The organism is Prevotella sp. P6B4 (genome assembly GCF_000619985.1).
In the GTDB taxonomy this organism is placed as follows: domain Bacteria; phylum Bacteroidota; class Bacteroidia; order Bacteroidales; family Bacteroidaceae; genus Prevotella.
This window is the reverse complement of sequence record NZ_JHVE01000014.1, coordinates 1-22177: the sequence shown is the minus strand read 5'-3', so window position 1 is coordinate 22177 and position 22177 is coordinate 1. Positions and strand designations below refer to the sequence as shown.

The window sequence follows — 22177 nt, the reverse complement described above, 5'->3', positions numbered from 1 at the left end:
TAATGCGGATAGTCCTGTTAGTCCTGTAGTCCGCTGCTAAAAATAATTAATGATTACTCTCGAATTCCTTCATGCAGGCTACCAGAGCGTTGCAGCCTTCGATGGTCTGGGCGTTGTAGCAAGATGCACGGAAACCACCAACTGAGCGGTGACCCTTAACACCAACCATACCCTTTGAAGTAGCGAAGTCGAGGAAGTCCTTCTCCAGCTCCTTGTACTCGTCGGCCATAACGAAGCAGATATTCATCAGCGAACGATCCTCAGCCTTAGCAGTACCTACGAACATCTTGTTGCGGTCGATCTCGCCGTAAACAATCTCTGCGCGCTGCTGAGCCAGCTTGTCCATAGCCTCTACACCACCCTGGGCCTTGATCCAGCGCAGGTTCTCGAGAGCGCTGTAGATAGGAACTACAGGAGGCGTATTGAACATAGAACCCTTATCTACGTGTGTACGGTAGTCGAGCATGGTAGGAATCTCACGAGGAGCCTTACCCAGCGCGTCGTCCTTAACAATCACGATGGTAACACCGGCCATAGCCAGGTTCTTCTGAGCACCAGCGTAGATGGCATCGTACTTAGCCACGTCGACAGGACGGCTGAAGATATCTGATGACATATCGGCAATCAGACGAACGGGAACATCGAGGTCCTTGCGGATCTCTGTACCATAGATAGTATTGTTAGTTGTGATGTGCAGATAGTCAGCATCAGCGGGAACAGTCCAATCCTTAGGGATGAAAGTATAGTTGGCATCAGCTGAAGAAGCCACCTCTACTACCTCACCGAAAAGCTTAGCTTCCTTCATAGCCTTCTTAGCCCAAACACCGGTGTTCAGGTAAGCAGCCTTCTTAATCAGGAAGTTATAAGGAATCATACAGAACTCCAGACTGGCACCACCACCAAGGAAAATCACGGAGTAACCCTCGGGAACGTTAAGGAGTTCCTTTACGAGAGCCACAGCCTCGTCAACTACAGGCTGAAAGTCCTTTGCACGATGGCTGATCTCCATCAGAGAGAGACCCGAACCGTTGAAATCAAGACACTGCTGAGCGGTCTTCTCAATCACCTCGCGAGGAAGCATCGAGGGACCGGCGTTAAAGTTGTACTTCTTCATTTGATTGTTTATTTTTTAAATGATTTATATTCCTTTATTCAACCCTTCAATCATATGATATCCGAATTGCGCTGCGAAATTACACTTTTTATTTTATTCCACCAAATATTTAAGCAGAAATTCACAAATATTCCTGTTTTTCTTTCATTTTGTCAACTCAATATAGCACTTTTCATTATCTTTTGACAATGCCTTATACCTTTATTATATATATGACGTTGCAAAGATACTGAATATTTTTGTATTACAAGCCGTTCAAACAGATTTTTTTGAATTCATTTGGATTATTGCCCGCTAATTCGTACCTTTGCAATCGTTATGGTACAAAAGCAACATCACGTCATTATCAGTCTGGCCTCTAATAGCAACCAGGAGGCCCATCTGGAGGCTGCGCGCGCCCAACTCACGCAGTTGCTCACCGAGGTGCATTTCACATCGGCCATCTACACCGACCCTGTAGGGAATGGTCCATGTTCCATGTTCAATGGTCAATGTTCCAAATATCTCAACCAGCTCTGTCAAGGTACTACCGGCTTAGGCATGAATCTGCTCAACGAGGTATTGAAGGAGATTGAGAAACGACTTGGCCGCACCCATAACGAGGATGGGATTGTGACCGTCGATCTGGATATACTGGAATACGACAACGAACGGTTCCACCACCGGGACTGGGAACGAAATTACGTAAAGGATTTAATTAACGAATTATGAAGAAACTATTAGTTATCAGCGCTTTACTATCCGTCTTCACACAGATATATGCGCAGCGTTTTGAGGATTATTTCATCGATCGCACCCTGCGTATCGACTATACTTTTGCGGGGAATCAGACCGCTCAGAACATCTATGTCGATGAGCTTGTTTCCACGCCCCGATGGTTCGGAAAACGCCAGCGCCTGTCAGAGGTTCCATTAAAAGGCAACGGACAGATCATCGTCAGCTGTCCCGACAGTCACAAGGTGATCTACCGTAATTCATTCTCAACACTATTTCAGGAATGGCTCACCACCAACGAGGCCAAACACACACAGAAATCGTTCGAAAACGTCTTCTTGGTACCATTCCCCAAACAACCCGTCGATATAACCATAGAGCTATACGACTACCACAACCGCACGAATGCGAAGATGACCCACAGAGTAGATCCCAAGGACATCCTCATCCGTAACACCGACTCCATCGGTCATACCCCCTACCGCACATTACTCCAGGCCACCGACACCAACCGATGCATCCATATCGCTTTTGTAGCTGAGGGATACCAGGCCCATGAGATGGACACCTACCTCAACGATTGTCGCATTGCCATCGAGTCGCTATTCCAGCATGAGCCCTTCAAGCACCTGAAAGGCCGATTCAATATCATCGCCGTAGAATCGCCATCTATCGACAGCGGCACCAGCGAGCCCAACAAAGGCATTTGGAAGAATACGGTACTGGGCTCACATTTCGACACGTTCTATAGTAACCGCTACCTCACCACATTACACCTGAAGAAGCTTCACGATGTACTGTCAGGCACACCTTACGAGCACATCATCGTATTAGTGAACACCGAGCGCTATGGCGGTGGCGGCATCTACAATTCATACAATCTCACCTATACACACGGACGTTATTTCCGCCCTGTCGTAGTTCACGAATTCGGCCACTCCTTTGGCGGTCTGGGCGACGAGTACCCTTATGGCGACGACGATCCCATGTACTTTGCCGACACAGAGCCATGGGAGCCCAACCTCACCACAAAGCATGATTTCAAGGGCAAATGGGAGAACTTGATCCGCGAAGGGAAAGCCGGTTTCGTTGAAGGTGGCGGCTATCTGACCAAAGGTGTATGGCGTGGCTTCGAGAACTGCCGCATGCGCACCAACGAAGAACCCGAGTTCTGCCTGGTTTGCCAGCAGGCTATACAAAATCTCATTGATTTCTATACCAAATGATTATTGAAATAAATTCGTTACAACAGCCAGGCTTAGAGTTATTCACTACCCTCACAGAAGCACAGCTTCGCAACCGTCTCGACGCAGCCAACGGCATCTTCATTGCCGAAAGCCCTAAGGTCATCCGGGTTGCACTTCAGGCTGGTTACAAGCCTTTAGCACTGCTCTGCGAGCGTCGACATATCACGGGCGACGCTGCCGAGATCATAGCCACCTGTGGCGACATCCCCGTTTATACCGGCAACCGTGAATTACTGGCACAGCTCACTGGCTACACCCTCACCCGAGGTGTGCTTTGCGCCATGCGCCGACCTACGGAGAAGAGCGTTGAAGACGTACTTGCCACCATCCCCTCGCAACAGAAACACCGTATCGTGGTGATCGACGGTGTGGTCGACACCACGAACATAGGTGCCATCTTCCGTAGTGCAGCGGCTCTTGGCATCGACGCCGTGCTACTGACCCGTAGCAGCTGCGACCCGCTAAACCGTCGTGCCGTACGTGTATCCATGGGATCGGTATTCTTAGTTCCCTGGACGTGGCTCGACTCCTACGACACCCTGCGCCGTCTGGGCTATCACACGGTAGCAATGGCATTAACCGATAAATCCATATTGCTCGACGACCCCATCCTGAAGCAAGAAGAGAGGTTAGCATTCATCATGGGCACCGAAGGCGACGGCCTGCCACAGCAGACCATCGCCGATGCCGATTATACGGTTCGTATCCCCATGTCGCATCAGGTCGACTCGCTGAATGTTGCAGCAGCTGCAGCCGTAGCGTTCTGGGAACTCAGAAAGTGATTACTTTTTCTTGTTTATCTTCACGTCCTCACCCTCCTTTGGCAGCGGGGTGACATATCTCATTTCGCGAAGAATACGTGCCTGGCGCTTCAACATGTACGCCGAGGGATGTTTACTTGAGAACTTACGCGGATTAGGTAGTGTAGCCGCTATCAACGCACACTGTACCTTCGACAGATGCTGTGCCTGCGTATTGAAGTGCTCCTCAGCCACAGCGTCGGCACCATAGATACCATCGCCCATCTCAATCGAGTTCAGGTACACCTCCATGATTCGCTGCTTGCTCCACATCAGCTCAATCAAGCCAGTAAAATACACCTCAAACCCCTTGCGCACCCACGAACGTCCCGGCCACAGGAAAACATTCTTGGCCGTTTGCTGCGATATGGTCGATGCGCCCAGTTTACGTTTCTCGGGATGTTTGCTGTTACGTTCGGCAGCCTTCTCGATAGCCTGGAAGTCGAACCCATGATGCTGCAGGAATTTAGCATCCTCGCTGGCCATCACAGCTTGCGGCAGCGACGATGAGATCTCCTCCAAAGGCACCCAGTGGTGTTTCAGCTTCAGACTCTTACCCTCGCCCATCTGTTCACAACAACGGATGAACATCAGCGGTGTAAAGTAAACAGGCAGGAATCGCAATGCTACAACAGCAAGAATAGTGGAGGCAAAGAATGCCACCACTATCCATTTTATTATGCTCTTAAATACTTTCAATTGAAAATACTCAATGTTCAATATTCAATTACTTAGAGGCCTCAGCGTTAGCCTCGTTGATCATCTGCTCCGAAGCATACATATAAACCTCTACACGGCGGTTCTGCTTGCGGCCCTCTTCTGTTGAGTTGTCAGCTACAGGATTGGTAGAACCCTGACCGTCAACAGTCTTAATCTGTGAAGCAGATACACCCAGCGACTTCAGATACTTAGAAACGCTCTGAGCGCGATTCTTTGACAGAGGATTGTTAACAGCATCCGATCCAGTGCTATCAGTATGTCCGAAGATAGCGATATCGCACTGGTTGTTGTTCTTCAGCACCTGAGCGAACTGCTGCAGTGAGCTCTTTGAAGCGGCATTCAGGTCAGCCTTGTTAACTGCGAACAGGATACCAGAGTCGAAAGTTACCTTCACGGCAGTCAGACCATTAGCGTCGGTGATAGTCTCAACCTGAGCGTTCTGTACAGCCTGAGCCTCCTTCTTAGCCTTATCCATCTTCTTACCGATAATGGCACCGGTACCAGCACCTACAGCACCACCGATGGCAGCACCTACAGCGGTATTACCAGCAATTTTACCAATGATAGCACCCAGAGCAGCACCACCACCAGCACCAATCATTGTACCTTTAGCTGTGTTACTCATGTTACATCCAGCCAGCACCAGCGTTGCGCTCAGTGCAACAGCAATTGTTTTAATACTTTTCATACTTCAATCATTTATTAAGAGTTAAAAACGTTGATTTCTGCCTGCAAAGATAGTACATTTTTTCTAAGCATGTACAAATCTATCGGTATTTTTTTAAAAATAATAAGCATTCCAGCTTGCATTTTTCAAAAGAAAGCCTTAATTTCACACCCGAAAACTATAAATATTGAGTCTATAAGCGAGTGAAGAGAGGCCGTTCTTACGTCTGAATCAACCTCAGATTCTCAATATGTACGCGCGAAGGGTTATTCCCATCCCATATATAAGGAGAAGAACCCATATATTCTATTAGATTTACATAAACTATGCCACTAGAATGACGGCTGCTATAGCACAAAGATTTACAGCAGCATCCTTCTTATTCCAGAAGCCATCCGTAAGCTTATGCTCAACAATGTAATCACGCAGTTTCAACCGCCATTCTTTGTTTTGCAGCAATATCCACAGAGCCTCATCAAAATAGGCATAATCTACACTTTCTTTCAACCATGCCTTTGATGGAGTACGCCCTTTACAGAGTCGTTCACCCTGATAGTTCAAATGCCAGAACCCATCAGATTCCAAATGCCAGAATGGTTTTTCAATACCAGTTAGATTGTCAAACTGAGATTCCTTAGCATATTTCGACATCAACATTTTATATCGTCCTTCGAGCCAATCGTTTATTGCAAACTGATTATTCCGGAACACATTAGCCTCAACGCCATCGATAATAGCCACCATCAGCACAGGCTTTGCAACAATGGTTTCACCATGAATCTTAGCCTGTCGAATACTCATTATCTGCTTTGTGTAATGCTTAAAGCATTGCTCATAGCTATAGAACTGTATAACTCTATTCATAGCCCTAAGTTATTGATTTCGAGGGCAAAGATAGCAAATATTTGGGAATATGGTGGCTTTTTGGCAGAAAAACAGCAATCCGCAGCAAATCACCCTTATAATATCGTGTACAAATCCGGATTATCTATTATCCAATCCTGGCGACCATCATCAAATTCAACAATCAATTTTGAAAAAGATGCAGCAAAGCTTTCTATTCTAATAACTCTACAGCTTGCATTGTAGTTTTTAATCTTTATTCTATCTCCAATTCTAACCTCTTTATTAGCAATTCTCTTTGAATGCGTATCTTTTTTAATCACAGTCGAGGAACTATCCAATGGAGATCCTACTGATTTGCCAGCATTTCCACTATCAAGAACACTTTCGTATTCACTTGGTTCGTCATATTCATGGGCATTTTGAGGTAACTCTACGACATCAGGATCAACAATGTCCTTTACAGCATCCTTAATTCGTACTCTTTTTTTCTTAGTTTGAACATCAGCCTTCTCTGGCTGTTTTTGATAAAGATACTTGCTATCATATATTTCCATCAACTTACCACTAGCAGCTTGAACCACAATCTTTCTATGGCCAGACTTATCAATTCGTAAATCTACTACCTTTCCAACCATTTGCGAAGGGAATATCTTTAGAGTTTCACCAATCTTTACGGTAAACTGCGAAGCAATATTTTCTACGCCATCAGTTTCCTTCTCTTTATCACTTTCTGTTTCGGGGATAGTAACTACTGGAGTACCATTATAACAATACCACTCACCAGCAACCTTTAAACGACATTCTTCGAAAACCGAATTATCATCTATATCCTCAATATCTTCGCAATAGTCAATAGCATTGTATAATATCCTAAACAATTCTGTTCGAGGATAAGCAACAATTTTCTTCACACCTTTCTGCCATTTTGAGCCATCAAAGAGCATACTCTTTAATGTAAAGCATTCGTTCTTCAGGTTAAAGCGATAAAGCTTTCCATTTAAATATTTCAGTTTGCCATCCGAAGAGAAGACCTTCTCGTCCAGGTTGTTATATATTGAACACATTGTGAACGTATTCTCAATTCTAAAGTCATCTTCGTTATACTCCTCTTCCTTCTTGGACTGTAATTTAACAGGAGCCTCATCATTCTGACCGTAATTATACTCTATCAACCCTAATTTGGCCAAACGTGTTTTGATAGCGACATCTGTACGACCAACTTCAGAAGCAATCGTATAAGTATCCATTCCATCCTTAAAGTGACGTGTTATCAATTCCTCCTCTTCTTTCGTCCATGGTTTCCCGCTTCTACTTCCTGCAGCAGTTTCTTTCTTGTCAGAAGAATCTTTATTTGGAACTTTTGGTATTATTCCACCATTGAGATCTGCATAATAGCCAGAGCTTCCATACCACCGATTGTCTACTTGTACATAATATTCATCGCAACCAGAATCGTAATCAACAGCCTTAAACTGTTTCAAGTAGTTTTGTTCATCAAGTATAGTATAAAGTGGCGTATGATTTTGAGCTGAAATAATTCTTTTCCCTAAAGAGAACATGCCGTTAGTAGCCACTTGTATTATTGTCATCGAAACTAAGGTATCAGTATAATTGATTCCATAGAAAATATTGTTGAGTCTTATTAGTTGCCCACTAGACGAAAAAACTTGTTCGCCTCGCCTATCAATTATACAACTTCTATTCTGTTTATTTTCTATTATATATTCCTGAGAAGTTGGATCCTCTTCGTCATTACAAGTATCCGCTACAACATTATTTACAGATAATTCTACGTCATTAGTTTCGACAATTGGTTTCTGGTAATCTTCGTTATTACTACATCCTCGCAGCATATCAACAGCCACTTCAATCTTATCAATCAACTCCATTGAGTCCTCTTCGCTCATCAAAGCAATTTTTAAGTCTGATAAGAAATTATCAAGTGTAAAAGCTAACGATGGTGTAATATCACCTTGCTGAATAGGATGGTTTATTATCTTGTCGAGTAGATCGTATACTGTGGGGTATACCTCTTTGAACATATCTCTCTCACTACGATGAGATTTCAGAAAAGAGAAGTATTGAAGATTTAGTGCTATTTGTATATCTTCATTGAAGCGATGGAATTGACGCACCAGTTCATTATCTGTTTGTTCGGAAACAACAACCTCTTCAGAATCCTCTCCAGAAAGAATCTTCTCATATTCAGACAATGCAGCAACAGAATTATCAATGGTGTTATCAGAACTTTCTGCTAGTCTGTCTATTTGTTCTACTTTTAGATTGGTATAAGTTTCAAGTAAAGCTCTTTTTAATGATGAACGCCCAGAACTTAATGTCATCAGAAAATACAAATCTTCGTCAAGCTCAGCGTACCTAACGCAATCTTCTATTTTTGCCTCAGATGGTTTTATATTTGTATCGCGCATCAAAGATAGAATGTCTTCCTTACCACGAACTGGAACTATGTGCCAAAAACTATCACTTTGCAGATACCAGAATGGCAAATACGCTTCCGAATGAAAAATAGGCTCAGATGGGAACACTCTATTCCACATCTTTAAGTACATAGATTTCAATGCGTTGTCATAATATATCTCATTATCAGACAACACATTTCGTTCGTATAATTGTATCACCGCCAGCATCAAAACTGCCTTATGCGGAGATTTGCGCCCCCATTTATTATTAGTCCTTAGATTTTGAAAAGCTTCTACGTAATCCATGTATAGCTGTTATTATAGTTCTTCAGGTTCTTCGTCTTGAGAGAACTCATTTAACTGTTTGTTTGTTAATTGAAGGAATATGTCTAGGAACGACCTGTGCGAGAAGAAATAGCCAGAATCTGATTTTAATTTATCTTCCATCACAGAGAATCCATAATTGGCATACTCTTCCATCGTTTCAATCAGATTCGTAACAACAGTATTGACCTTAATATCACCCTTATCAAGGGCAATCCAGTCAATATCTGTTTTTGCCACTAATGCAATAAAAATATAGGAACGTAACCCCGAGTAAGCATGTCTAAATTTTTTGGAATCAAGATTACCCCATTTATCTATAGGTTGACCCAATACTTTCAAATCTTCACTAGAGTCAGACAATGGCAGTTTCTTATTGGAATACAAGCCAATAAAGAATGCCATAATGTATGGTTCGTAGCCTGCACCTAGAACTTTGCCTTTGGCGCCGGTATTTTCAGAAGCTCCAACACCATAATCAGAAATAACTCTTAGCACACTTTGTTCGTACTTCTTCTCAAATCGAGGATTTCTGCGCCCCCAAATATCTATCAACTTCTCGTCTTTGCCTACAAGTTCTTCTATATTGTTCAAATATTCCGCCATAATTATTTGATTTTAGATATTACTGTTTGAATGGTACCAAGTTTTTTATCATCGAATGGTTTCTTCTTTTCGATACGGAAAACTCTTCCATTCACTTCATTAATTTTAGATTCATCCAGAACAACTTCTCCATTTTTCTCCTTTAAGAAGCTCTTTGTAACAATAATAACCTGCTTCTTCAGTTTGCTTATCACGTTAAAGAACTCGCTCTCCTTTGCATCAGTAAAAGAAGATGTAGGTGCATCAAATAGCAATGGAAACTCAGTTTTATCCTTTTCACTCGACAACTTACCTATAGCAAATAGAACAGACATGAGATAGGTTGTACGGAGCGCTGTATTAGGTGTGAAGATTCTTGTATTATCATCATTCATCAACACAGCTTCTCCCTGTCCGTTAGCTTTTTCTAAAATTCTTATTGTTCCCTTGAAATCATTTGTATTTAATTTTTCAAGGAACTCATTTGATTCATCCTCAATTGCATGAAGCAATCTTTTCTTATTAGCTTCTTTAGCTGACTTGAATGCTTCTGAAATCTGTCGGATAATCAATGCTGTCTTCGCAAAAATAGCGGCAGAAGTACCTTCAGCCAATTTACTAAGGGCATCTTGCGCTTCGTCTAGGGCCGCACGGTGTTGAACCCTCTGTCTCTTCAAAAAGTCGATTCTGTTTTCAGCTTTGTTCTTCTGATCAATCCAATTGGAGATATTCTCATAGTTTGCCAATAGCTGTTCCTCCGTAAGACCATCCGTTTGAGCAAGAATACGTTTTTTCTGGTCAAACTCAACATTTAGGTTTGCATCAATCTTTTTCACCTCGTCGTGCATACGATTATTGAATGCAATAGCGTCCTGTATCTTATGGCGTAACTTTGTAATCTCAGACAAATTATCATTAAGTGTTGTATCACGTTTCTGAAGTTCAACAACATAATTATTCACATAATAAGGATCTATTTCTTCTTCCTCAGGAACTTTTAATGATTCTTTATATTCTTCAAGACGATGTAGCATAAACTCCCATGCCTCAGTATGTTTCTTTGCGGGGCGACCACAAATCTTACAAACTTCCTCATCAAGCATTTCTTGCATAATTTTCTGACCAGGAATATGAACAGGAAGCGGAACAAAGTCTGTTTGCATTTTCTTAATTACTTTCTCTGCTCCTGCAGTAAGAAGATAATCCTGTTCCAGCTTTCTACGTTTCTTGTCTACCTCACTTATCTTACTCGAATACTCTTCTGCAATATCAGCAAAGCCCATCAGAATCCACATATCATCAAGGAGATTTATGGTATAATTCTCATCTATGCGAGCTTGCGTCTGGGAGCGTTTTTGTGATAGAGTTTCTATTCTACGATTAACAGCAATAAGAAGTTTTGAAGCCTCTTTGCTTTGCTCTATACTTTTAAGCAAACTATCAAAGTTCACAGCCTCGTTCTCTTTGTTTTTTATCTCACGATCAATATCTGAAAGAGTACCTGTCTCAAACTCAATCGTTCTATTAAGTTGTTTTATTCTGTCAGTATTCTTTTTATCCAATCTTTGGGCATTGTCTCGGGCTTGGTCTGCCTTATTTGTAGCATACTCCATAAAAGCGAAATAGGCCTCAAAATCCTTCACGTCACTAAACGTTTCAACAAGCATTTTCAACGCATTTGAATTTTGGAATACGTCAAGATCGCTTTCTCCTTTAAACATTGTATATTTTCGAATTTCAGAAGGCAAATCGTAGTCAAAACGAACACCATCTTTCTCAATTCTTTCTACCCCGTCATTTTCAATAAGATTAAAAGAATAATTTGAAGTGCTAACCTCTCCGTCGAATGACTTGGTAAAGTGGAACATCTTCTCTAGAATCTTTGTTTTTCCCTTATGCTCATAGGTCATAGCAACCCTTACGTCATCAGATTCATTGGCAAAAAGTTCTTCTATGCGCTTTTTGGAAATGAACTTCGTGTCCATTTTGTTTGTACCATCGGTACGGAATAACCATTCAAGAGCTTCGTAAAAAGTTGTTTTACCGTCACCATTTGATCCAATTATAAGATTGAGACCATTGGTTAGTTCAAAGCAGTTATGTTTATAGTAGCTTCGAAAGTTCTCAATTTCGATCTTCTGTATAATCATAGGATATAGTTTTCGTTTATATAGTTAAACACTGTCATATAGACTTTTTTCTGGATACTCTCGTCAGTTGATCCATTAAGTTCTTTGATGATTCTGGCAACAGCTGCAACAATGACATTTTCTGAGTTAAGAGCTTGATACATGTCCTCATACTCTGACTTGTCATAGTCATAAAGTTCCTGTAACTTAGGGTCATCAAGAACCATGTGCAACATTCTTTCCTTGTTATTCATAAAATTTCATTGTTATATAGATTCAAACCATAATAATTCATAACATCTCGGAGCTCCATCTCTGAATAAGACGGGTTTTCCGAAAGGAGAGCGAAATTATTAACTCTAAGTAATTCTCCACGTAAAAGCGCTTGCTCCATCCTAAAGCTATCACTATTTGGATTTAGCTCAGGAATCACCACAAGATCGTGTAACTCTGCCATTTTCTTATCAGGATGAGTTCTAAGCACACGTCCACGACGCTGAATAAACTGACGTGGGTTTCCTGTGCTGGAACAGAATATAGCTAATTCACTTCGGGGCACATCTACACCTTCATCAAGACACTTCATAGAAGTAAGAACCTGCAACCGTCCCTCTGCAAAATCATAGAGGATCTCTTCACGATCTTTCTGGCCAGAAATGAATTTCCTTACAGTCACATGGTCATCCACGTCTGTTACCACTTGAGTGTATTGATTAATCAAGTGTTCTGCATCGTTATCATCACCGATGTCTTCCGACTTATCAAAATCATCATTTCCACCAACATAATCTGGTATGTTTCCTTCAGGAACGTAAACGAGGGTATATTTAAGATTTCCTTTCTCTTGATGCCGCTTTTCGATAATCTCCCTAAATGCTTCCAACTTTCTTTCGGCCTTATGTACAATCCGTTTCCTAGCCAATAGTAGCATCTTTAGTTTCTCATCGATATCTTCAAAACGGCCTTTATCAAAATTAAAATACTTGGCTATCCTTTCTGATAATTCTACGTATGCGCTCATCTCTTCCGAGGTTAAACGAACCAAATGTGGATAGTACATGTATTTGCATAGAACTCCCTTTTGTATGGCTTCTTCCATACTATATTCGTAGGTATAATGATCCTCAGAACCGAAGAACTTCCTCAACTTCTCATTACCTTCATCATCAAATTGACGTTCAGGTGTAGCAGATAAGCCAATTCGTCTAAGATATGGAATCTCCTTCAATCGCTTAACCAAAGAACCAGAGCCCATATTATGGCACTCATCAGCTATTAGAAGCAAGCGCTTTTTGTCAAAGCCATTAAGAACCTTGAAAACCTTCTCTCTTGCATACGATGCATATGTTGATATGATGATATATGAGACCTCAGGTTCCCGTTCTGTCTTGTATTTCTCATTAAAGAGAATACGCTCTACCTCATCACGCCAAGTAGGATTTTTCGAATATACCTTGGTTATATTGACAAACTGGAACTTGCGACACTCTTGTTCCCACTGATTTACCAAGGTTACTGTGGGCACAAGTATAATTGCCTTATAATATCCTTTGCGTTGATAGATTTCAAATAGGCAATTCAAGGAAGTAATAGTTTTACCAGTACCAGTTGCCATTGCAAACAAACCCTTCTGGCCATTATTCTTCCAATTCTCAAATGCGGTCTTTTGATATTCGCGAGGTCCAGAAGGATATGGGAATCGCGGTTCGATATCGAAATCATCATGCGCCATCCACGCCGCCTCTTGTCTTTCGCGTATAGCTCGTTCCTTCTTTATTTTTCGAAGTTTGGCCTCAACATCCAATAGTTCCTCAATGTCTTTATCGCCGTAATTCGATACTATGGCAGATACCAGATCGTCAGGAGAAAGGTACTCTACGTTCTTTTTCCTACCATCCATAATTGAATCGAACTCCTCACGCTGACTCGCTATGCGTTTCTGCACCATCACATCGACAGATTCACTACGATCAATTTTAATTTCTTCTAGATTGTTGAATAATCCACTAATTGTGAAGTTTGCAGACCCCGTAAATGAGGTTGTACTGTCACCATCTCTAAACTGACCAGACTTCGTATGAGCAATACCCTTTTTATTTTGGGGTCTGATAATTCTGATATCTATCCGCTTGTTGTAGATAAGAAAAGCCAAACACTCGAAGAATTGTTGCTGATACTCATCAAAAGTCTGACGTAACGTTTCAAAGTTGGTCAAATCAAAGCAGTTAATTATGTCACCATGCAAGCCTTTGCTAATCGCTTGCTTATCATCATCAGAAACGATGTGATTTATTACCAATCGCATTCTGCCTCCATTCGAGATAAATGTAGCAAAACCATCAGCAAGTACACTAATGGTTGCAGAACTGAAATAACCTAATTGAAGGTCAAACTCCTTACTGTTCTCCAAACAATCGTTGAAGAACTTCTCTGGCGAATTAAACTCCCCAGGTCTATACGTTCCGTCATCAGCCCAATCTACCTCGTACAGCATAATTATTATATTTCAATTAGAAAATATGGATTAGCAGGTTTTAATATATCACCAATAGATTCAATTGCGTTATTTTCTATACAGGCTACAATATAATCATACATTTCTTTATAATTATAAATTCCTATTTCGTCCCAGATTTTTGACTTTTTATTAAATGTGTAGGAGTTTGGATGTATATAAACCTGAAATTTCCTACCTCTGCATTTCTTGTATAAATCACAAGAATCAATATGTATAAACTCTACTTCCTCACCTGTTTTGAATTGAACACATGTAACAAAAAGATCCATATCTTCACTCATATAGAATTGAGCAAGTTGTGAATACCATATTTTTCGAGAAGAATCATTGTTTATTATGTACTCAGAATTATCAGAGGTGTTAGTACAGTCTGTAAAACTAATGATATCATTATTACTTAAGAACCTTATAACATCATCTCCTGTCGAAATAGGCTTATGCATTAAAACATGCAATCTCAATTTTTCCTTTTGTTCTTGAGTCATAACAGTATATTTAGATAAAGCAATTAGTACACATGATATCATCACCAAGGATTTCAGCAAGGGTTGTTCCCTTGTTGCTTGCTCGGTTTTCTTTTTGGCGACGGATGATGTCGAGCTTAATCTGGCGAATACGTTCTGGTTTGATGAGGTCTGCTAGGCTCTCATTCTGATTCCAGGTGTAGCCATCTTTCTCGAATTCCATCGCCTGCTTAAAGAGATCAGGATGTTGCTCATAGAGCCATATCCATTCTATCTTCTGTTGGAAGAAACAGAAGTAGCAACCAGAACGACTGCGGCAATAGGTTCCTTTCTCGCCATCTACCTCAAAAGGTATTTCCTCGTAATAGGCAGGAACTCCTACTCCACTCTCCCTCAACAAACGGAAAATATCGTCTTTCACTAATATGTCTGTATTATCAAGCAATGGGAACTCATCAAGTTTTCCAACTGGATAATCCGTAGTCTTCAAAAACTCAAATACTGCATGATTGAATAGTTTGACATCATAGTCGAGCAAAGCATTCATTTTCTTAGAATAGAAAAATTGCTTAGTGATTGGCTTTCTAACAGTATCAAGTATTTCGTCACGCAGGAACCCTTCTGGACACAGTCGCTCGTATATTTCCGCGATCTGATCCAAGTTTTCGTTATGCAAGAACTTATTGATAACATCAATACTCCAAATATTCTTGCGGAACGGGAATACGGCCTGAATATTGGGCTTTGAAGAGATATAACCATCACGATCCTCATCGCCACGAATACCAACATACGATACGGCATAATCATCACCAACGTATTCCTCGAACTTATCGAGTTTCATCTTTTTGGTACACCAACGGGCTTGAGGAGAAGGCAAGAAACCACCCATAGCTTTTAAGAAGTGATGGAATGGTGTTGGTTCGGGGCTACCTTCGGCAGCTCTAAGTCTTTCAATTTTACCCAAATAGGCCTCCAGGCGATTAATCAGCGTTTCGGTTTCAGCCAACTCACAACCTGTATCTGAATTATAGTACTCAATCTTTAATGATGGGTACGTCTTTTTCAGATAGATGGCGAGAGCAGCACTATCCTTACCACCTGAAATACCTAATATATGTCTTACTTTTGTCATTTCATTTTTTTACTTAATATCGACAGCAATGTACATACGTCGACGTTATTATCACCTGAAAGCAACTGATTAATCTTCTTCTCCAAATCAGCAGCCTTCGATTTATCTTTCTCTGGTAGAACATAAGTCTGAGTCCGAACACTACTACCTTTGCTAGTTACCATATCGAAAGAATATGCCTCATTCTGCTCTGTATTGCCAATCTTCTTTGATATATCGGAATACTTCTCGCATTCGCGGAAAAGATATACCAAATCATCAGCTAATTTATCTTCTTGTTCATCTCGCAATGCATCAAGTCGCTGTTCGAGAATAGTATAGCAGATTGACTGATACCACTCAGTGCGGTTATCATACTCAGTCATTACATGGTGATAGAACTCACGTTGCTTACCTGTCAACAGATAGTCTTTAACATTGGCCAGTCGCTCACGTACTTCAACAATATATTCTGAATATTCATAACTCTGCAAGCCAAAACCTTCCACAAGTCTCGCTTCAATACGATCTATTAACTGAGTGTAGCATGTACGCAGTTCCTTTATGGCTCGCTGAATGATTCTTCCATACTCGTTAATAAACTCTTCTTGTTTCAAAATTTCCTGAGTAAAGCCTAGTGCATCAGGCAGATCTTCAAAGAAAGCCTTTTCTGGATCCTTAGCATTTGCAAGTACATCACGGAATCTCATTGTTGACTCATGATCGAATTTACGAGTATGTTTGGTATATTCGTTCAAACGGACATAGAAACTCAAGAACGGCTTGATAGTCTCAATAAAATTCGAATTAGTAATAGCATGCTCGTCTCCAAGATTGATAAACCGGCGATATTGGTTGAAGAAACCCATCTTCATACCATCTACAGCAAACTTCTTAACTGCGAAATCACCAGGATGCTTCTGTAACAAATCAAAGAACTCCATGTTGACATTTGGCATGAAAGCACCATTTGACACATTGTACAAAGCAAAATCCTGACGCTTAATATATAGGTAGGTTGGAATCCAGAATTCAAGGAATCCTTGCTTTAGCTTATAAGGCTGAGCTGATAGAAGCTTTATTAATTCAGAGATTTTTCGAGCCTTATTCTCAGAACTATTTAAGAACTCCTCACAGGCATTCCATAAAGGCATAAAACCTTTGTTGGTAGGCATATCAGCAAAATCGCCATCCAGATGCAATCCTGTATTCTGCAGTAACGATGCATAGATAGTCTTTTCTGGTGGGAACTTGTCGTTAGCAAATCCCAGCCCCACTTCAGAGTTGTGATCTATCAAATGGGTGAGATAACTCTTTCTAGCAGATGATATAGTACCACTAAGCTTATGCTTATTGAACAGTTCATTAATCATCACGGGCGTTTGGCTATATACTTTGTCGCAGACTCTTGACAGCAACTTATTGAAATCACGATGCGAAGCTACTTTTTGCACCTTTCCATCAAACACCCAAACAACCCGATCCTGATACGAGAATAGATTATCACTAATTGCTTTATTCAGAAGATTCTCTTCGTGTTCCTTTTGCTTTTGAATCTCAGTAAAGGCCACCCTATCACTTTTATCAATCACTCGTTCCAAAAGGTACAGATATTTCTTGATATTATAAAGATGTTCTATGATAGCCTCAGTATTAGTAAAGTAGGCAAAAATCAACGCATGCTCATTTTCTGAACTGAAATCTTTGATTTGGGCCAATACCTTTTTGTTGGTCGAGAAAATCAACTCTATATAACCATCAGTATCGCCAGTTGGCACAACATCTAAAGGTTCTTCGCGAATCAAATAATCAAAGAATCGTGGTGTTCCCTTCTGATAGAAATGGGCTTTTACTGGAGATATTCTTCGATTAAAGAACACGCTTAATTCATCAACAATAGAATCAGGTCGTGAAACCTTCATTCCCGCTTCGATAATCTCTGCTTCGAGATCAATATCAGTACCCTCAAACAAGACCAAACGCTCCTTATATGCAGCATATCGAATGATTTTCTTTGCTGACAACTTCTGGATAATCTCTTTGGCATTATCCATTGCCATCGCCTCACGAGCATAATCAGTCAGGTTTCTTTCAGTAAGCTTGAAGCCTGCTGTACCGAACAAGTTAAGTAAACCTATTGCCTTAACCAGCTTTGTAGCATTAAGCATCTCGTTTTTATCGCTCCAGTCTTGACCCTCAACTCGCTCTATCGAAACCTTGATAGCCCCCCAACTCATAGAGTCGGCATTTGCATCTTTCAGATACGAATAGAAGTTGTACAGAATATAGTCGTAAACATTCTGAAGATTATATGTAAGATGGTCATCGGCTTCAAACTCCGAGATTGAATTACTTCCTTTTGCTGCAAGGAATGTAAAAAGCGATCGTTCATTTTGTCCATATCGACGGATAGCCGACGTAATTGTATAAGCAGAGAACAAATCTAATGGGTACAACTGCATAGCCGTATCCACCGAAAAATCCTGTGAGACAAAACGTGTAGATTTTGCTAACTCTGCAAGCTTTAATATATTATCGGTAGCTTTATGGCTCTGCTGCTCTTGTAACTGTATCGATGCCAAATGAAGCAACTGTTCGATCGGTTCTACAAAGGTAATCTCCTTAAAACGGCCTTTAACCTTTGTCCATTCGTTAGTTTGTTCTTTTGTCAAACCTTTAGCATAAGCACCAAAATTCTGGTGTAAGGTTGTTAAAAGCATTATCTGACGAGTAGGAACATTAATCAATTCCGACAACTTCTGCAAGAAATAAAGCTCTTTTTCTGGATTATTCTTAGCAGCATGCTCTAAAACTTTACCAAACTCATCAATAACAATCAGTAAGAACTTTCCCTTTTTCTGGCATTGATTATAGTAATCCTTCAAACTATCAAGGATACTGTCGGTATTACCCTCAATATTCAGAGCCCGGCTCAAAAGTGTCGACATCTCGGCATAATCGCCAACAATATTCATTATTTCAAACGCCTTTGCGTCTGAAAGATTCTTGGAATCCAAAAGACATCTCTTCTTGCCAGTTTTCTTTAAATCGGCTTCAAGTGCCAACAAGAAACTCGACTTTCCAGTACCATACGAACCAATGATAGTAAAAGAATGAATGCCAGAATGGAAATCGTTCACAATGTTGTGAATCGCATTCTTAGCATTAGGCGTTACCAGGTATTGCATACCCTCAGCAAAGCCGTTTTCTATATTTGCGGATAAACTAAATGTCCGTGCCATAATAATTATCTAATACATGTTTAACATCCAACTCTTTAATGAATTGAACTTGTTTGATACCAGCTACATCGCTATAAGCGAAATACTGATTATACTCGTTTGCCAAAAACTTCATCATCTCAATCGTTTCATAGTCCTGCATACAGAACACAAGTCCTACTCTCTCTTGAATCGTATCGAATGAGATGGTATTATCACCTTCTTGCTCCTTCAACATCAACAGGCCATAAAGGAATATCTCTTTGGTAACCTTACGTTTACCATCTACATTGAAGTAATAACCTTTACCTTCTGAATTTTGGCGAATTAAATCAAGATCTATCAACAATGATGAGAAGTCTTCGTTTGATTGTGGCTTACGGGGTAAGCAATAGTTCTGAAGCAAAACACCTACATCCTTTTTAACTGTATTCTCATTATACAATGTAGCTTTTCCTGCTTCAGCCATTTTCAACTTCACGTAAGTCAAAACCTGTTCACGTTCAAAGCTTGTACGTTCTCGCTGTACACCACAGAAGAACATTTTATATAATGTTGCTTCTTCAGAGAATACCAGATTGAAATGGAGTAACCACAAGGTCGCAATATCTTCAAGATACTTATCCTTACCACTTATTTCATCGAAGAGGTAGTCACCAAGCCAAGATATTTTATCGCTCTCGGTAATACCAAACGCCCTTAGCCAGAATCGAATAGAAGCAACCATATTCTTACCTACGCCCAATCCGATTACAGCCTCAGGACTATTAAAGTCGTTACCTGATACAACAAAATCATAACCTTTCTTTAGCCAAAGCGACTTACAAGGGAATGACTCGTGACCAGAAAACGCATATTTCACGCCTTTTGCCTTGTTACTTGCATTCATTGTCTTTAGTTCATAAATTATAGGGGAATAAAAAAAGCGCACCCTCATCCCTTGCATACTTACATCCGAGCCGTCGGCAAACAGGCCCTAACACGATATACAAGGAAAGGGTACGCCTATATAGGCGTATCCCAATCCCAAGAGGTCGTGTTTCAAACTAGTTTTGCCGACTATTTGGATGTAAACCTCATCAGAATTTTGAATACTCAATTTCTGTCCCGCAATGTCCTGCAAAGTGGTCCACACTCACATTAGAGATAGGTTTCTGCCATCACAGAGCACAGAGCTCAATCTAGCAGTTTCCACAATGCAGGGACAAAGGTACAAAAAGTTTTGTGAAAAATACAAAGAATGGGGCTAAAAAATGCAATTTACAACAAAAAAGACGGAGAAAATGATTCTTTTCTCCGTCTCTTATGATTACATTCCCCAATGATTAAACTTAAACGGTTTTGTTTGTGTTTCTCGCCTCAAGCACGTGCTGACCTAATTCTGTAAGTAGCCATTCGCCATCTTTACGCCCACCTTTTCGGATAAGGACGCCCAACTTTTTCAGCTTTGCCAAATCTCTTTCAACAGTTCTTTCTACATTAAGATTCTTTTCCGAAGTCTTTTCCGACATCTTTTCCGACATAGCCTTTGCTGAAATCTGGGAGTCAAGAGATACTAATTGCAATATAACTATCTGACGATCAGTCAGTTCTTTTCCGACATCTTTTCCGACATCTTTAGTAACATATTCATCCTCAGCATTGGCAAAAATGATGGTTTGGAACTGAGATGGAGTTGATTTGAAAACAGGTTTCAATTCTTCCTTGTATCCCTCCAGCGCCTTTGTTTCGTTGCAGATCCTGGTTAATCCGCTACCACGTTTCTCCATATAGTCGAGCTGTGCCATCACATTGGCAAGAATAGGGTTGCGACGCTCGGAAGACACATCGGCAATATCCAAATTCTGAATTAACATGCCGTTATACATACCGCCAGGCGAGGTAACAACAATGCGATCGTCGTAAATATCCAGATGTACCTCGCCACCCATTACGGTATAATCTCTATGGATAAAGTGGTTAACCATCGCCTCTAACACAGCACGCTCGGCATACTCGGGCTTATTCTTGCGTCCATCGGGCAGTTTCTCCCAGCCACGCTTAGTGTTTGATTTTACAAAGTTCATAGCCTCGCTAAGCAACAACAGTACATTGCCCGTATACTCAGCGTCGTTAATGGCATCGCCCTTCTCCTTGCCGTCCCATCGTGTGCAATACAGACGAGACTGAGACACAGGGCTGTAATCAGCAAACAATGCACCAGCGTTGGTAAGTTGTCCGTCTTTCGTTACAAGTCCGAAAGACAGGAGGTACTTTTTGTCCCAATCCTGTCCGGTTCGATTTATAAATGTGTTTGCCAAAAACGCAAAGGAATTTTCCTCTACTTTATAGTCGGTAAGCAGCGAGTCGTAGGTTCATACGTCCTGCCCGTTTATCCTATGCGGGATCATCTCTACATCTGGCAGAGGATCCATATAGTCGCGAATCTTGCAACTGATAGCTTCACACACATGCTGTACATCGGCGAGCCCTACTACAATGCCTTCATTATTTACGCCATAGAAAAGACTGCCACCCATGCCATTAGCAAAAGCGCTTACACTCTTAAGCCAACTTTTAGGTTTGCTTTCCTCGAGTGCAACTTTATAGTCGTAAGCCGTACATTCAGCTATCAGCTCTTGTATATTCGTCATTTTTAGTTCATCACTTTTAGTCTTTGCTTGCAAAGATACAAAAAGTTTTGTAAAAATACAAGAATAGAATTAAAAATATTCAATTTAGAACAAAAAATATTTGGAACTTATTGAAAAATGCTCATATCTTTGCAGCGTGAAAGGAACCTATTTAGGATGGGAGCCCCGGTTGGTCCGGCAAGCAAGGCCATTAAAGTGGAGTTCCTTTTCAAAAGCGCACAGAGCACAGAGCACAGTTTATTTGCGAGAGGGGTACATGGATTAGTGAGTTTTACTCTATATAATAATTACTATATATATAATATATATATTATATATATAGTAAAAATATTACTTGCATATTTTGAGGTGCTCATGAGAAAACTGTGCTCTGTGCTCTGTGCTCAAATGAGTAGACCTGCTAATTATAACAATTCATTAACAAATAATATTTCATTATATAACGAATTTTTCGTACATTTGCATTGTCAAGATGAAGATGGAGATGATGCTCCCGCGCGAGGAAAAAGAATCTCTCACGTGCACTAAGAAATTCTCCCACGTGTGGCCGCAAACCAACATCGAAGTTGAGACAATAAAAGAGTAAAAATATAAAACGGTAAAAAATTTAACAACAACACAAAAACAAAATTAGAATTATGGCACTTAAAGTTAAAGCACA

18 protein-coding genes are annotated in these 22177 nt (G+C 40.7%); 3 read left to right on the top strand and 15 right to left on the bottom strand.

Features of this window, described 5'->3' with window-relative positions; genetic code table 11:
* Window positions 1-46: 46 nt before the first annotated feature.
* Window positions 47-1114, bottom strand: coding sequence for a 3-phosphoserine/phosphohydroxythreonine transaminase (gene serC, locus T491_RS0110055; protein WP_028903776.1), 1068 nt, complete (start codon window positions 1112-1114; stop codon window positions 47-49).
* 318 nt (window positions 1115-1432) lie between these two features.
* On the opposite strand from serC, the gene T491_RS0110050 reads away from it, so the two are divergent.
* From T491_RS0110050 to T491_RS0110040, 3 genes are read left to right on the top strand one after another with little or no spacing between them, the layout of a single operon-like run.
* Window positions 1433-1825: a 2-amino-4-hydroxy-6-hydroxymethyldihydropteridine diphosphokinase gene (locus tag T491_RS0110050; RefSeq protein WP_028903775.1), complete on the top strand. Its 393-nt coding sequence runs from the start codon at window positions 1433-1435 to the stop codon at window positions 1823-1825.
* Window positions 1822-3054: a M64 family metallopeptidase gene (locus T491_RS0110045; RefSeq protein WP_028903774.1), complete on the top strand. Its 1233-nt coding sequence runs from the start codon at window positions 1822-1824 to the stop codon at window positions 3052-3054. Before T491_RS0110050 ends, T491_RS0110045 begins: the two co-directional genes overlap by 4 nt.
* On the top strand, window positions 3051-3857 hold the full coding sequence (locus T491_RS0110040; protein ID WP_028903773.1) for an RNA methyltransferase: 807 nt from the start codon (window positions 3051-3053) through the stop codon (window positions 3855-3857). The genes T491_RS0110045 and T491_RS0110040 overlap by 4 nt, the downstream gene beginning before the upstream one ends.
* On the opposite strand, the gene mtgA is transcribed toward T491_RS0110040, so the two are convergent.
* The 14 genes from mtgA to T491_RS18105 form a co-directional block, all read right to left on the bottom strand.
* Complete coding sequence (mtgA, locus tag T491_RS0110035; RefSeq protein ID WP_028903772.1) at window positions 3858-4574, bottom strand: monofunctional biosynthetic peptidoglycan transglycosylase; 717 nt, start codon at window positions 4572-4574, stop codon at window positions 3858-3860.
* 28 nt (window positions 4575-4602) lie between these two features.
* The gene (locus T491_RS0110030) at window positions 4603-5283 is read right to left on the bottom strand and encodes an OmpA family protein (protein WP_028903771.1); all 681 of its coding nucleotides are present in this window, start codon (window positions 5281-5283) and stop codon (window positions 4603-4605) included.
* Window positions 5284-5586: 303 nt separating this feature from the next.
* A complete protein-coding gene (locus T491_RS0110020; RefSeq protein ID WP_028903770.1) occupies window positions 5587-6126 on the bottom strand; it encodes a hypothetical protein in 540 nt (179 codons plus the stop codon).
* Between the two features lie 95 nt (window positions 6127-6221).
* Window positions 6222-8834, bottom strand: a complete 2613-nt coding sequence (locus T491_RS0110015) for a hypothetical protein (RefSeq protein ID WP_028903769.1) — start codon at window positions 8832-8834, stop codon at window positions 6222-6224.
* Window positions 8835-8846: 12 nt separating this feature from the next.
* Complete coding sequence (locus T491_RS0110010; RefSeq protein WP_051523103.1) at window positions 8847-9458, bottom strand: hypothetical protein; 612 nt, start codon at window positions 9456-9458, stop codon at window positions 8847-8849.
* 2 nt (window positions 9459-9460) lie between these two features.
* Window positions 9461-11587 (bottom strand): AAA family ATPase, encoded by a 2127-nt coding sequence (locus tag T491_RS17110; protein WP_051523102.1) that lies wholly within the window; start codon window positions 11585-11587, stop codon window positions 9461-9463.
* Window positions 11584-11820, bottom strand: a complete 237-nt coding sequence (locus T491_RS0110000) for a hypothetical protein (protein WP_028903767.1) — start codon at window positions 11818-11820, stop codon at window positions 11584-11586. The genes T491_RS17110 and T491_RS0110000 overlap by 4 nt, the downstream gene beginning before the upstream one ends.
* Window positions 11817-14060 (bottom strand): DEAD/DEAH box helicase family protein, encoded by a 2244-nt coding sequence (locus T491_RS0109995; protein ID WP_028903766.1) that lies wholly within the window; start codon window positions 14058-14060, stop codon window positions 11817-11819. The genes T491_RS0110000 and T491_RS0109995 overlap by 4 nt, the downstream gene beginning before the upstream one ends.
* Window positions 14061-14065: 5 nt before the next feature.
* Window positions 14066-14569, bottom strand: coding sequence for a hypothetical protein (locus tag T491_RS0109990; RefSeq protein ID WP_028903765.1), 504 nt, complete (start codon window positions 14567-14569; stop codon window positions 14066-14068).
* Window positions 14570-14579: 10 nt separating this feature from the next.
* Complete coding sequence (locus T491_RS0109985) at window positions 14580-15683, bottom strand: phosphoadenosine phosphosulfate reductase (protein ID WP_028903764.1); 1104 nt, start codon at window positions 15681-15683, stop codon at window positions 14580-14582.
* Window positions 15680-18904, bottom strand: a complete 3225-nt coding sequence (locus T491_RS17920; RefSeq protein WP_028903763.1) for an ATP-binding protein — start codon at window positions 18902-18904, stop codon at window positions 15680-15682. The genes T491_RS0109985 and T491_RS17920 overlap by 4 nt, the downstream gene beginning before the upstream one ends.
* Window positions 18888-19772, bottom strand: coding sequence for a DUF4007 family protein (locus tag T491_RS0109975; protein ID WP_028903762.1), 885 nt, complete (start codon window positions 19770-19772; stop codon window positions 18888-18890). Before T491_RS0109975 ends, T491_RS17920 begins: the two co-directional genes overlap by 17 nt.
* A 442-nt stretch (window positions 19773-20214) precedes the next feature.
* Entirely contained in the window at window positions 20215-21183 is a 969-nt protein-coding gene (locus T491_RS16255) for an ATP-binding protein (protein ID WP_231480233.1), read from the bottom strand.
* Window positions 21184-21237: 54 nt separating this feature from the next.
* Window positions 21238-21516, bottom strand: coding sequence for a helix-turn-helix domain-containing protein (locus T491_RS18105; RefSeq protein ID WP_231480232.1), 279 nt, complete (start codon window positions 21514-21516; stop codon window positions 21238-21240).
* Window positions 21517-22177 lie beyond the last annotated feature (661 nt).